Origin of the sequence: Streptomyces sp. NPDC057900, assembly GCF_042887885.1 — a bacterium.
Taxonomy (GTDB): domain Bacteria; phylum Actinomycetota; class Actinomycetes; order Streptomycetales; family Streptomycetaceae; genus Streptomyces.
Map to the genome: position 1 here is coordinate 238,751 of NZ_JBHVOI010000001.1, position 12,926 is coordinate 251,676.

Sequence of the window (12,926 nt, forward strand, 5' to 3'; positions counted from 1 at the left end):
TTCAGACTCCAGCGGGTTCGGTGGCGGATCGGGGTGCGGCGGTGGTCGCGGGCTTCCAGCCGAGGGCGGGCGCCACCTCGGTCGCGATGAGTTCGAGGGCCCGGACGGCGGCGTCGTGGTCCGGGACCGCCGGATTGAACTGGGTGATCAGATCCGTCGCGACGGGCAGGACCCTCTCCTGCCGGAGCGCGGTGACGATCTCCTCGGGTGAGCCGTGGAACGCGTGGAAGCGCCGCAGCGCCTCCTCCCTGCCCAGCCCCTTGGGGAAGGAGCCGCTCTCGGCCATGCGCAGGGCGGCCCGGTGGACGTCGTCGCCGATATGGCTGAGCGCCGTGCGCCTGTCCTTGGCGGGGAAGACGAACCGGGAGAGGCCGATCCGTGGCCGCCGGGGCCGGTCCCAGGCGGCGAGGAACGCGTCCGCCCAGGGGCGCTGCACCTCGTCCGTGGGTGCGTCGAAACCGTAGGCCGCCCGGTTGAGGAGCAGGTTCGAGCCCCCGGCAGCGGCGTAGGCCGCGCCGCCGGCGCTGAAGACGCCCTGCCAGATCCGGTCGCGGAAGCCCACGGCGGCCGGCTGGATACGGAAGCCGGGCGCACCGACTTCCTCGTTGGCCAGGGCCGTGCGCAGCACGTGGAGGTTCTCGCTGGTCAGCTCACGCCTGCGGTCGAAGTCCTTGCCGAGGGCGGCGTACTCGGAGGCGGCTGCCCCGCTGCCCACGCCGATCTCGACGCGTCCGCCGCTGAGCAGGTCGACGGTGGCGACGTCCTCCGCGAGGCGGACCGGATCCTCCAGCGGGAGGATCGTGATGGCGGTGCCGAGCCGTATCCGGGTGGTCCGGGCCGCTGCGTGTGCCAGGAAGGGCCAGGGCGAGGAGAGGCCGCCCCCGCCCCCGGTGACGTGGTGCTGGGCGACCCAGCCGACGTCGAAGCCGAGTTCGTCGGCGGCGACGAAGAGTTCCTGGGCGTTGCGGTACGTCCTGGCCAGGTCGTCGCCGCGGCCCTGTACATGGGTGAGGAAGCCGAGTCTGAAGCGCGGTGGTTCGTCGGTCATGAGATGACTGCCTTTCAGCGATCGGGGGTGAGCGACAGCCGTACGCGGCCGGGCCGTGGGGCGGGGTACGCGGCTCGGGGCGCTCGGCCGACTCAGTCGCGTACGAGCTCTCGTTCGAGCGTGTGCCGGTTGGCGGCGAACGGCAGGCCGAGATTGCCGCGCAGGGTGTCGGCCTCGTACTCCGTGCGGAACAGGCCGCGCTTCTGGAGGAGGGGAACCACGCCGTCGACGAAAAGGCTGAGGTCGTCGTTGTTCCGGAAGGCGAGATTGATGCCGTCGAAGGTGCCGGCGTCGAACCACTGCTCGATGGTGTCGGCGACGGTCTCCGGAGCGCCGACGAACGGCGAGCGGCGGAACGCGTTGACCGACTCCGCGACCTGTCGCAGCGTCAGGTTCTCTGTGCGGGCGCGCTCGATGATCTTCGCGGCGCCGGTACGGCCGCCCTTCTCCGCGAGGTGGGAGACGTCCGGGAAGGGCGCGTCCAGGTCGTGTCCCGCGAAGTCGTACGCGCCGAAGGAGCGGCCAAGGAGCGCGAGGTTGCTCGCGAAGTCGTTGTCCTCCTCGAAGATCTCCCGCTCGCGGTTCCTCGCGTCCTGGTCGGTCGCGCCGACGATCGGGCCGCCGTGGATGAACACCTTGATGTGCTCGGGGTCGCGGCCGTAGGCGGCGGTGCGCCGCTTGATGTCGGCGTAGTACTCCTGTGCCTGTTCCAGGGAGCCGCCCGGGGCGTAGATGCCCTCGGCCACCCGCGCGGCGAGATCGCGGCCCTCGGGTGAGACCCCGGCCTGGAAGATGACCGGCTGGCCCTGGGGCGAGCGGGAGATGTTGAGCGGCCCGGCGACCTTGAAGTGCTCCCCTGCGTGGTCGAGGGCGTGCAGCCGGGCCGGGTCGAGGAAGACGTCACGCTCCACGTCCGCCGGGAAGGCGTCGTCCTCGTAGGAGTCCCACAGCCCCCTGGCGACCTGGACGAACTCCAGCGCCCGGCCGTAGCGCGTGGCGTAGTCCAGGTGCTCGTCCAGCCCGTAGTTCCTGGAGGTGCCGGTGTCGAAGCTGGTCACGACGTTCCAGCCGGCGCGCCCGCCGCTGATGTGGTCGAGGGAGGCGAAGCGGCGGGCGAGGTTGAACGGGGAGTTGTACGTCGAGCTCGCCGTGCCGACCAGGCCTATGTGTTTGGTGTGGGTGGCCACCGCGGACAGGAGCGTGAGGGGCTCCAGCCGGTTGAGGTAGTGCGACGGGTAGGTGCTGTTGATGAACTGGCTGTCGACGATGAAGAGCGCGTCGAAGAGCGCGTGCTCGGCCGCCTGGGCCTGCTGGATGTAGTAGTTGATGTCGATGCTGGCGTTCTTGGCGACGCGCGGGTCCTTCCACAGACCGTGCTGTCCGGGGCCTCCGACGCCGTAGGGGTGCAGTGCGAGGTGGATCGTGCGGGACATGGCTGTTCCTCTCAAGAAGGCGGTACGGGGTGGCAGTCGGTACGGGGTTCGCCGTGCTCAGGCGTTCAGCAGCGCGCGCAGGGCCTCGCGCTCGGTCCGGTCGGCCGCGCCGGTGCGCAGCGTCGGCGCCGAGCTGACGAGCAGTCGGGTGTACGCGTGCCGGGGGCGGTTGATGACGTCCGGGGAGGCACCGGCCTCGACGAGTTCGCCCTGATAGAGCACCGCGATGCGATCGGCGGTCCCCGCCACGGACCCCAGGTCGTGGGAGATGAGGACGAGCGCCACGCCGGTGTCCCGTAGCTCCTTGAGGATTTCCAGGACCTTGACGCGGTTGGCCGAGTCCAGCGCGCTGACCGGTTCGTCCAGGATGACCAGCCGGGGCTCTGTGACCAGCGCCCTGGCCACGGCGACACGTTGGCGCTGACCGCCTGAGAGCTCGCCGGGCAGCCGCTCGAACAGCTCTCCGGAGAGGTGGACGCGGTCCAGGAACGACCGGGCGCGCGGGGTTGCCTCCTTACGCGTGACGCCCTGGACGAGCAGGGGTTCGGTCAGGGAGTCCTCGACGGTGAGATCCGGGTCGAGGCTGCGCAGCGGGTCCTGGAAGACGTACTGGACGACACCGCGGCGGCGCAGGGCGCGCCACTGGCGGCGGCCGTAGGCGGTCACGTCCTCCCCGTCGATGAGGACCGATCCGGCCGAGGACGGAACCAGGCCGAGGACGGCGCGGGCGAGGGTGGACTTGCCCGATCCCGTCTCACCGATGAGCCCCACGGTCTCGCCGGGCGCCACGCTCAGCGAGACTCCGCGCAGGGCGTGTCGGCGTCGGCGGCCCCGTCCGTAGCGCACGTCCAGTCCGGTGACATCAAGGACCGGCCCGGCGTCTCCCCCACGACCGGCTGCCGCTGCCTGTGCCTCGGCGGACTCGGTGGTCATGATGCCTCCTTGGGCGCGAGGAACTTCTCCAGGCCGTACTGCTCGTGCTCGTCGATGAGCAGCCGGGTGTACTCGTGCCGCGGATCGTGGAGCACCGCCAGTGTCGGGCCCTGCTCCACCACGTCGCCCTGCTTCATCACGAGGACCTCATCGCACAGCTGGGCGACGACGGCCAGGTCGTGGGAGACGACCACGAGCGCCAGCCCGGTCCGCTCCCGCAGCTCCGCGAGCAGATCGAGGATCTCGGCCTGGACGGTGACATCGAGGGCGGTGGTGGCTTCGTCGGCGATGAGGGTGCGCGGTTCGACGGCGATGGCCGCCGCGATCAGCACGCGCTGGAGCATGCCTCCCGACAGCTCGTAGGTGTACTGGCTGTAGACCAGCTCCGGATCGCGCAGGCGCACCGCCCGGAGCAGTTCGACGGCGCGGTGCCGTGCCTCGCGCCGCTTCAGCCCCTGCTTGGCCCGCAGGACCTCGGCGATCTGGGCGCCCACCCGGATCGAAGGGTTGAGGTAGGACGCCGGGTCCTGGAAGACCGCGCCGATCGTGGCGCCGCGCAGGGCCGTCCACTGCCGGGACGTGAGGGTGGCGATGTCGGTGCCGGCGATCTCGATCGAGCCGCCGGACACCTCGAAGTGCGCGGGAAGGATGCCCAGCGCGGCCCGGCAGGTGAGGGTCTTGCCGCTGCCGGACTCTCCGACGATGCCGACCGCCTTGCCGGGTGTGAGGTCGAAGGTGATGCCGTGCACGATCTCCCGGTCGGTGACGCGGTCGCTGATACGTACGTCGCGGAGCGAGAGCACCGGCGCGGTCGCCGGGGCGGGCCGGGCGGCGGTGACGGCGGGCTCGGTCTGCCCGCGAGCGATGTGCTGGGACACGGTCGTCACAGGGAACCTCCGGTGGGGACGGGACCGCTCCGCCCGAGGCGGTTGGCACGGGCCTTGCGGTTGTTGGCCAGGGCCCGGCCGGCCTCGCCGGACACATCGCGGATGGCGTCCGCGAGGAGGTTGCAGGCCCAGACGGTGACCATGATCAGGAGGGCGGGAGGCACCGGTGCCCACGGCTGGTGGCTGAGGTAGCCCAGGTCGGAGGCGAGCAGCCCGCCCCAGGTGGGCGCCGGGGGCTGGACGCCGATGCCGAGGAACGTCAGGCTCGACACGATGACGAAGCCGACGCCGATGGTCTGGGCGAGTGCGATCGCGATCGGCGGGAGTACCTTGACCCAGACGTGACGGCGTACGACCCAGCCGACCGAGGCACCGGAGATGATCGCGGCCTCCACGTACGGGGAACGTGCGACGGCCAGCGTCGCCGCGCGGGACACCCGGTAGAAGAGCGGCGAGACCAGCGCTCCGGTGACGAGCATGGCCTGGGTGAGTCCGTTGCCCAGCAGAGCGATCACGGCGATGGCGAACAGCAGGAACGGCAGGGCCACGAGGGTGTCGGCCAGGCGGAGGGTGAACCACTCGAAGGCCCGGCCGAGATAGACCGACAGGATGCCCGGCACGGCGCCGACGACCAGGGCCATGAGCGCGACCTCCAGCGAGCCGAGCACGCTGACGCGCGAGCCGTCCAGCAGCCGGCTGAGCACGTCACGGCCGAGGTAGTCGGTGCCCAGCCAGTGGGCGCCCGAGACATCGGCGAGCGGGTTGTCACTGGTGGCCAGGGGGTCCTGCGGAGCGATCCACGGTCCGAGCAGCGCGAGCAGGGCGATCACCACGAGGATGACGACGGCGATCCGGCCGGACACGAGTGCGAGCACGCGGCGCACCATGGTCACACCCCCCGCTGCGATGCGGGCATGACGCGTGCCAGCACCAGATTGATGATCAGGTTGAAGGAGACGACCAGCAGGATCGACACCACGAGGACGCCCTGCACTGCGGGTACGTCACCGGCCTGGGCGGAGTCGTTGGCGAATCTGCCGAAGCCCTGGAGGCCGAAGATCCACTCCGTGACGACGGAGGCGCCGACCAGTGCGGGGAACTTCTGGCCTAGCGTGGCGAGCGCGGGCCCGAGACCGTTGCGCAGCACATGGCCGAAGAAGATCCGCCGGGGGCTCAGTCCCCGTACCACCGCCCCGGTCACGTAGTTCTCGTCGTAGGCCGAGATGAGACTCGTACGCAGTTGGCGGGCGACGTCCGCGATGACGTCGAAGCTCAGCGCGAGCGCGGGGAGGGTGATGTGGGCGAGCCAGCGGCCGAAGCCCTGCTCCGCCGGGATGTAGCCGGCCGAGGGGAAGAGATGGAGTCCGACCGCGAGGACCGAGACCAGCACGATGCCGACGACGAAGGCCGGCATCACCGAGATCACGGTGACGAACCCGGTGATCGCGCGGTCGACGAAGGTGGTGCGCCGGAGGGCGGCCAGGGTGCCGAGGCCGAACCCGGCCACCACCCCGATGATCAGCGCGAACGTGGCGACCGACAGGCTGACACCCAGGCCGAGGCCGATCAGGGTGGAGATGTCGGCTCCGTTGACCCAGCTGGTGCCGAGCTGTCCGTGCAGTACGCCGGTGAACCAGTCCCAGTACTGGGACAGGAACGGCTTGTCGAGCCCCCACTGTGCCTCGATCCGGTGGATCGCCTCCGGGGTGGCCTCCTCGCCGAGCTGGATGCGCGCCGGGCTGAGGCCGCTCAGCGACCGCAGGGCGAACGTCACGAACGTCGCGACCAGGAACACGGGTACGAAGATCGCGACCGATCGGCCGAGGGCGGCCAGGACCCGGCCCGCCGCGTGCCGGGCGCCGGGCGCGGCGAGCCCGCGACGGCGGGCTGGAGCAACCGGTGGAGCGCTCGTCGTCATGGGGCTTGCCCCTCTCTTCAGCGAATGCATGTCAGTTGCCTCGGGTGAAAGCTCAGTTGGCTGGGACGGCAGTTCAGTTGCCTCGGGTGACAGCTCAGTCGCCTTGATGGACAGTTCAGTTGGCGCCGTTGAGGGTCACACCGGTCCAGTCGATGTGGGCCGGGTTCTTCGGCAGTCCGGAGATCTGCTTGCTCTTGGCGAAGAGGTTCGGCGCGGAGTACGTGAAGACCAGCGCCTTGCTCCCGAGGCCGGCCCGGGTCGCCTTCCGCAGGGTTTCGGTGTACTTCGGCGAGTCCAGCGGTGTCCGGCGGACCTTGGCCACGGCCTCCTCGAAGCCGTCCGGCTCGTACGGAGTGCTGAGGTTGAGCGGGCCGTCGGGGCCGAAGTGGGCCGTGAGGGTCTGCACGGCGGAGTCGCGGCCCGTGGTCGCGTACAGCGAGAACGTCAGGTTCTTGGCGAAGAACGGGGTGGCCCAGTTCTTGTCGATCTTGATGGTCACCTTGATGCCCACCGCGGCCAGCTGCGACTGCACGATCTCCGCCTGCGGGTCCTCGGCCGGAACGACCAGGCTGAGCTTGATGTCACCGGCCTTGTGCCCGGCGTCCGCCAACAGTCGCCTGGCCTTGTCCGGATCGAAGGGGTAGGCGTTCTCCGACTTCGGGTCGTAGGCGACATATCCCTTGGGGAAGGGCTGGTTGGTCACCTCTCCGTAGCCGAAGGTCAGTTTGTCGACGAATTCCTTGCGGTTGACGGCGTAGCGGACGGCGTCGACGACGCGGTCGTCGTCGAACGGCGCCTTGTTGACGTTGAGGCTGATGTTGGAGGCATTGAAGCCCGGCTGGGAGAAGACGTCGAGGCCCGCCTTCTTCGCGGCGTCCGCCTGGCTCGGGTCGAGGTCCGCGAAGTTGTAGACGCCGGTCTGCAGGCCGGAGACGACCGTCGAGGTGTCGGGGGCGGAGTTCAGCTCGACGTCGTCGATGTGGATGTTCTTCGCGTCCCAGTAGCCGGGGTTCTTCGTCAGGACGGCCTTGGTGCCGGGGACCAGCTGTTTGACGACGAACGGCCCTGCCCCGACCGGGTTCTGGTCCAGTCGGGCCGGGTCCTCGGCCGCCTTGGGGCTGGCGATCTGGAGGACGCGCTCACCGAGCAGTTGCGGTATCTGGTAGTCGACCTGGGTGAGGTGGAGGACCGCGTCCAGCCCGTTGGCGTCCACGGACTTGATCGACGTCAGGTCGCCGAAGAGCGCGGAGTTCTTCTGCTTCTTGGCCCGTTCGACGGCGGCCTTGACCGCGGTGGCGTCGACCGGCTCACCGTCGCTGAACTTCAGACCGGGGCGCAGATGAAAGGTGATCCGGTCGCCGGCCGCGTTGTACTCCCAGCTCTCGGCGAGGTCGGGCACGGCCTTGCCGGACTCATCGGTCCGGGTCAACGAGGCGTACACGAGGGCGAGTTCGCGGAACTGGGCCCCGCTGCCCGAGACCACCGGGTCCCAGTGGGCGGGGAAGTAGGAGGAGGCCCACTTCAGCGTGGCGCTGCCGGACGAGGCGGAGACGTCGCCGCCGCAGGCGCTCAGGGCGGGGGCGAGGAGAGCGACGAAGGCGGTTCCCAGAGCCGCGGACCGAAGGCCGCCGGCCCGTCGGGCCGACCGGACGCGGTATCCGGGGCGGAGCGTCGTGAGTCGAGGGGACATCTCATTCTCTCTGTGACAGTCCCGCCTGACCCGGCCGGGATCGGGGCGGGAGGTCGGGAAAGGGGAGGCGGCGCCGCACCCGCGCCGGACCACCGGCCGGCACACGGGTGCGCGGACAGCGTCGGCACACGGACGTGCGGACAGCGGGGATCAGGACAGGCCTCGGGCACGCGGACAGGAGGCCGTCGGCCAGGGGATGGGAAGGGAGGAGGGAGGAGTGTGAAGGACCCGGCCGTGCGCGAGACGGCACTCCAGGAGGAGCGCCGGGAGTCAGGGGTGGGCCGGGATGCGGGATCCGGTGCGCGACGGTGCGCGGCGGAGCACAGAGGCACGAGGTGCGGGGACAGGCGCGGCTCGGCGCGACAGCGGGCAGTCAGTGCTGCCGGCGGGCGTCAGGCGGGGCCTGTGGATCGGAGCGGTGGCCGGTCAGCGACAGAGTGCGCTGGAGGTGCGCCGAAGATCCACGTATCGGCACACCACACCGGGGTGCGTCGTGAACATGGTGCACATCCTGCTGGCAGCCGTCGACGTCTGTCAATGGACACCAATTGGTGTCTCATTCGGTGGAACGGTCCCTGACCGCAGATCAGAGCCCTGCCGGGGGCCGGGGGCTGGTCGCCGGGTGCATCGCGGCCTCCCCGGGATGCAGCCACAGCGGCCCGTTCCCGGTATCCACCCGGACGGCGTCCGACGGCGGCCGGCCCCCGTCCGTGAGCAGCTCCGCCTCCGGTCCGGTCAGGCTCCGACAGCGCTCCAGGGCCTCGGCCGGGGAGAGGAGCACAGGGGTCTCCAGCAGCCCGGGGCAGAGCTCCTCGACGGCCGCCGCGTATGCCGCGAAGGGCCGCCAGCCGGGCACCACCCGGTACCCGGCCGGCGAGCGGAACAGGAGGGTCGGGAGCGCGTACCGGAACCCGTCGTCGGGGGTCGGTCTGGCCGCGCCGGGGTGTGGCGATCCGTCGTGCACGGACAGCACTTCGGGCACCGGGCGGCGCGCCTCCGCCCGGTCGGCCCGTACCCGTTCGAGCACTTCGTCGGAGGCCGCGTCGGAACTCAGCCGGCCCGGATCAAGGCCGGGCACGCCCCGCGTCGCGGCGAGCGCGAGCGCGCCGGTGTCGGCCGGTTCCCCGAGTACGAACACGGTCTCCCGCAACCGCCTCAGCACCCGCTCGGCCACGTCGGCACCTTGGAGCTCAGCGGCTTTGGCCACGAGCGAGGAGGGCCAGGAGCTTGCCGCGACCCGGCTCAGCCGGACCGCCCGGGGTGCCAGGGTGTGCGAGCTGACCTCCTCCACGTAGCTCGTGTACCAGGCGGTCTCGGCCGCCGGGTCGGGCGGCGGATCGTCGTCGATGTCGAAGAGGATGGCGTACGAGCGCCGCCAGCGGACCCGGCCCGCCAGGGCCGCCCGCAGCCGGCGGAAGACGGGCTCGGAGCCCCAGGCCCAGGGACACATCGGATCGGTGTACTCCACCACCTCCACCACGGGCGGCGGTTGCGGGGCGCCCGTCACGAGACACCGACCCCGGACGGCCGCTCAAGCGCGCCCGAGGGAAGCAGGGAGGCCAGGGTGAGTCCGCCCAGGACCGCCGTGGCCTCCGCCTCGACCTGCCGCCACACACCGGGCAGGCCCACGGCCGGGCCGGGGTAGTCGAGCGCGGCCAGGGACTCGCCGCGCAAGGTGATCACTTCGCCGTCAACGGCACGCACGATGTCCAGCAGGGCGATCTCGCCGGCCGGCCTGCCGAGCCAGTAACCGCCCTCGCAACCTCGCTGGCTGCGCACCAGACCTGCTCTGCGCAACTCGCCCACGACGGACTTCAGGAACCGGAACGGGATTTCCTGCGAGGAAGCGATGGCCTCACAGGTGAGTGGACGGCCAGGCTCACGGGCGAGCTCCAGGAGGGCCCGCGTGGCGTAGTCCGCCTTCGCGGAGATATGCATCCCCACATCATGCCCGACGGCCCTTCCGCGACAAGGGGCTTCGCGGAGTCCCGCTCCCACATTGCGGCAACATTGCCGCAGGTGAAGGGCAATGGACACCTCTTGACATCCTTTTCCGCGCCGCTCTAGCGTCCCTGCCATGAGTGAGCCGCTGACGACCCCCGGTGAAGGCTTCCACCCTCACCTCCACGACGCCCCTGACCAGTCGGCCGCGCCACTGCGCAGCCGGGTGCACCACATCCGTGCGGACGCCCTGGACGGTGACACCGCCCAGACCGGAGGCATGCGCAGGTTCGCCGCCGTCAGCGGAAGGACCGTCGGAGCGGAGAGGCTGTGGATGGGCCAGACCCACGTGGCCCCCGCGACCTCCTCCTCCGACCACCACCACGGTGAGTCCGAGACCGCCATCCATGTCGTCAGCGGGCACCCCGAGTTCGTCTTCCTGGACGACTCGGGCGGCGAACCGGAGGAGGTACGGCTGCGCACCTCCCCCGGTGACTACATCTTCGTCCCGCCCTTCGTACCGCACCGGGAGGAGAACCCCGACCCGGCGGAGGAGGCCGTGGTCGTCATCGCCCGCAGTACGCAGGAGGCGATCGTCGTCAACCTCCCCCGGCTGTACGCGCTCGGAGACCCTCCGGCCTGACGGCCGGGATGAGACCGGCAGGCGATGAAGGCGGTGGGGTCGGCGGGCTCAGCGCCAGGGGATGTTCCGCCAGGGGCTGCCTTCGCTCTCGGTCAGCAGCCGGTGCGCCGTGACATTGCTCCGGTAGTAGTCGCCGTAGTCCTCGCCGTCGAACCGCAGCACACGGCCCAGCGCATACCCCGCCGAGAAGTCTTCCCAGGAGCGGTAGGCCGATCTGCTCAGCGCGCCCGCGTGCACGATGGCCTGCTCCGCCTCGTGCGGAACACAGAATCTGGCGGACAGCCCCCATCTGGACAGATTCACAGCACGCCCGTAGTCGTAGGCGACGGTCGTGGTGACCCGGCCGTCCGGCGGCAGCAGCCCGTCGGCGCGGAACCGGGCCTCGTACCTCACGATGCGTCGTACGAGCTCCTCGATGTCCCTGACCGTGTCATGGCCCACCCCGATGTCCTGGGCGTGCCCGGCAGCCGTTTCGCGCCACAGGTCCGGGGACGGCTGCTCGCCCAGTCCGGCCCTGAGCTGTTCACGGACCCGGAGTACGAAGTCGGGCTCGGCCGGGCTGTTGCGCGCGTCCAGGAGGGCGTCCAACTGCTTCCGCCAGCCGGCCGGTTCTGTGATGCCCCAGGAGTCGCGAAGCAGCTCCAGCTCGCACGAGTACTCGTGGTAGACGGTGCCCACCTCGTTCCAGGGCACGCCGTTGCCGACCGCCAGGTGCGCCCCGCACGCCAGCCCGTACGCCAGTGGGCCGTGCAGCGCCCCGTGGCGCAACGCGATCAGCCGGTCGCTCCTCGGGCGCTCGTTCTCCGCGTGGTAGCGGCGCCACATCGCGCGGTGCGCGGACGTGGCCGGGAAGAACATCTGAGCGGGAGTCCCCGTGTTGACCGACAGCAGTTCATTGGGGTCGCGCCAGTCGTGCTCCGCCAGCCACCTCAGGGAGACACCGTGGAACACCCATTCCGGGTGCCAGGGCGGCAGCATCCCACGGGTGAGTACCGGCCGGCAGCGCCGACCGGTCCCGTCCCGGTACGAGCGCCAGGTGATCATGTCGGGAGCGGCGTCCGCCTCGGACTTCGGCGCGACGATGTACAGCTCCTCACCGGCCAGCACGCGCAGTTGGGCCTCCGCGTCACCGCGTACCCCCGCCTCGTACAGCAGATGTTCCGTCACCGAAGGCGACACCCAGGGGACGCCGTGGGCGGGCAGGCCGGGATGGGAGGGCAGTGGGTTCATGACCACGCGATGTTCCGGTAGGGGCTGTTGGGGTCCCGCGTCAGCACGCGGTGATGGGCGAGTGACTCCTCGTACATCACCCCGGACTGATCGTCCTCGTCGAACAGGATCGCGCGGGCCAGCGAGTAGCCGAGCGAGAACCGCGCCCAGGAGCCGTACGCCTCCCGGGCCAGGGCCCCGATCCGCAGCACGGCCTGTTCGGCTTCGCGCGGATCGCAGAGGCGGGCGCCCAGTGCGAGCCGTACGACGTTGACGGCCCGTCCGTAGTCGAAGGCGGCCAGCGTGTCGACCCGCTCGTCGGCGCCGAGGGCGCCGTCCGCGCGGAGCCTGCCCTCGTACGTGACGGCCAGCCGCAGTGCTTCCTGGGCCTCGGCCGCCTCCGACGGTGCGGCCCGGCGGCGCGTCAGCGCGTCGGTGAGCGCGGCGGACCACTCCGGGGCCGTGGGGGTCCGGCCCAGGCGGCCGGCGAGGGTGCGGCGGATCTGGAGCACCGACTCATAGGTGCGGCCCACGAGCCGGGCGCCCAGCAGTGCTTCGAGAGTCTCCCGGTAGGCCGCGCGGTCCAGCACGCCCCAGGGATTGCGAAGCCGGGCGCGATCCGTCGAGTACCCCTGATAGGTGGCGCCCAGCTCGTTCCAGACGAGGCCGTTGTTCACGGCGAGATGGGCGCCGAGTGCCAGTCCGTGCGCGAGCGGTCCGTGCAGCGGCCCTGTCCGGTGCGTCACCAGCAGTCCGGTCCGCGGCCCCGCGGACCGTTCGTGGGCCTTCTGCCACGCCCGGCGACGCCCCGGTCCGGCCGCGAGGGTGACGGCATAGGGCGTGCCCGGATTGATGACCAGCCGGCGCACCCCGTCCGGCCAGCGGCGCCTGAGCGCGTCGAGGTCGATCGACTCGAACACCCATTCCGGGTGCCAGGGCGGCAGCGCGCCGGAAGTGTGCGCGGTCACACACAGCCGGCCCGGCGTCACGGGATCCGGGTGCGCGGTGAGCGGGGGCACATAGCCGGGAGTGTCCGCGTGCAGTCGGGCGACGAGCACGTAGAGCCTGCTCCGGGCCAGGGCGTCCAGTATCGCGTCGCGGTCGCCGGCCGCCGCCGTCTCGTGGAGCAGCCGCTCGGTCTCGGTCGGCGGCCCCCACCCGGACGACCGCACCCCTGCCCCCGGCACACCGGCCTCCGTTGCCCCTGTTCCCGTCGTCACGGTC

Annotated in this window: 12 protein-coding genes; 1 reads left to right on the forward strand and 11 read right to left on the reverse strand. The window is 71.0% G+C overall.

All coding sequences use genetic code 11. The features are described from left to right. Nucleotide 1: 1 nt before the first annotated feature. The 9 genes from ACFVQ0_RS00895 to ACFVQ0_RS00935 form a co-directional block, all read right to left on the reverse strand. Entirely contained in the window at nt 2–1,048 is a 1,047-nt protein-coding gene (locus ACFVQ0_RS00895; RefSeq protein ID WP_390083234.1) for an LLM class flavin-dependent oxidoreductase, read from the reverse strand. A 92-nt stretch (nt 1,049–1,140) separates the two neighbouring features. Beyond that, nucleotides 1,141–2,481 (reverse strand): LLM class flavin-dependent oxidoreductase, encoded by a 1,341-nt coding sequence (locus ACFVQ0_RS00900; protein WP_390083236.1) that lies wholly within the window; start codon nt 2,479–2,481, stop codon nt 1,141–1,143. A 57-nt stretch (nt 2,482–2,538) separates the two neighbouring features. After that, complete coding sequence (locus ACFVQ0_RS00905) at nt 2,539–3,414, reverse strand: ABC transporter ATP-binding protein (protein WP_390083238.1); 876 nt, start codon at nt 3,412–3,414, stop codon at nt 2,539–2,541. Then, the gene (locus ACFVQ0_RS00910; RefSeq protein WP_390085319.1) at nt 3,411–4,280 is read right to left on the reverse strand and encodes an ABC transporter ATP-binding protein; all 870 of its coding nucleotides are present in this window, start codon (nt 4,278–4,280) and stop codon (nt 3,411–3,413) included. Before ACFVQ0_RS00910 ends, ACFVQ0_RS00905 begins: the two co-directional genes overlap by 4 nt. Nucleotides 4,281–4,297: 17 nt before the next feature. Beyond that, complete coding sequence (locus ACFVQ0_RS00915) at nt 4,298–5,188, reverse strand: ABC transporter permease (RefSeq protein ID WP_390083240.1); 891 nt, start codon at nt 5,186–5,188, stop codon at nt 4,298–4,300. A 2-nt stretch (nt 5,189–5,190) separates the two neighbouring features. Then, nucleotides 5,191–6,219: an ABC transporter permease gene (locus tag ACFVQ0_RS00920; protein WP_390083242.1), complete on the reverse strand. Its 1,029-nt coding sequence runs from the start codon at nt 6,217–6,219 to the stop codon at nt 5,191–5,193. A gap of 115 nt (nt 6,220–6,334) precedes the next feature. Further along, nucleotides 6,335–7,909 (reverse strand): ABC transporter substrate-binding protein, encoded by a 1,575-nt coding sequence (locus ACFVQ0_RS00925; protein ID WP_390083244.1) that lies wholly within the window; start codon nt 7,907–7,909, stop codon nt 6,335–6,337. 586 nt (nt 7,910–8,495) lie between these two features. Then, nucleotides 8,496–9,359 (reverse strand): DsbA family protein, encoded by an 864-nt coding sequence (locus ACFVQ0_RS00930; RefSeq protein WP_390085321.1) that lies wholly within the window; start codon nt 9,357–9,359, stop codon nt 8,496–8,498. Nucleotides 9,360–9,412: 53 nt separating this feature from the next. Next, nucleotides 9,413–9,847, reverse strand: coding sequence for an RrF2 family transcriptional regulator (locus tag ACFVQ0_RS00935; protein WP_390083246.1), 435 nt, complete (start codon nt 9,845–9,847; stop codon nt 9,413–9,415). A 139-nt stretch (nt 9,848–9,986) separates the two neighbouring features. Between ACFVQ0_RS00935 and ACFVQ0_RS00940 the strand changes: the two genes are divergently transcribed. Beyond that, nucleotides 9,987–10,493 (forward strand): cupin domain-containing protein, encoded by a 507-nt coding sequence (locus ACFVQ0_RS00940; protein ID WP_390083248.1) that lies wholly within the window; start codon nt 9,987–9,989, stop codon nt 10,491–10,493. A gap of 48 nt (nt 10,494–10,541) precedes the next feature. Here the strand turns inward: ACFVQ0_RS00940 and ACFVQ0_RS00945 are convergent, their stop codons facing one another. Both ACFVQ0_RS00945 and ACFVQ0_RS00950 read right to left on the reverse strand, forming a co-directional pair. Continuing rightward, the gene (locus ACFVQ0_RS00945) at nt 10,542–11,723 is read right to left on the reverse strand and encodes a DUF1266 domain-containing protein (RefSeq protein WP_390083250.1); all 1,182 of its coding nucleotides are present in this window, start codon (nt 11,721–11,723) and stop codon (nt 10,542–10,544) included. Continuing rightward, on the reverse strand, nt 11,720–12,922 hold the full coding sequence (locus ACFVQ0_RS00950) for a DUF1266 domain-containing protein (RefSeq protein ID WP_390083252.1): 1,203 nt from the start codon (nt 12,920–12,922) through the stop codon (nt 11,720–11,722). The genes ACFVQ0_RS00945 and ACFVQ0_RS00950 overlap by 4 nt, the downstream gene beginning before the upstream one ends. Nucleotides 12,923–12,926: the final 4 nt, after the last annotated feature.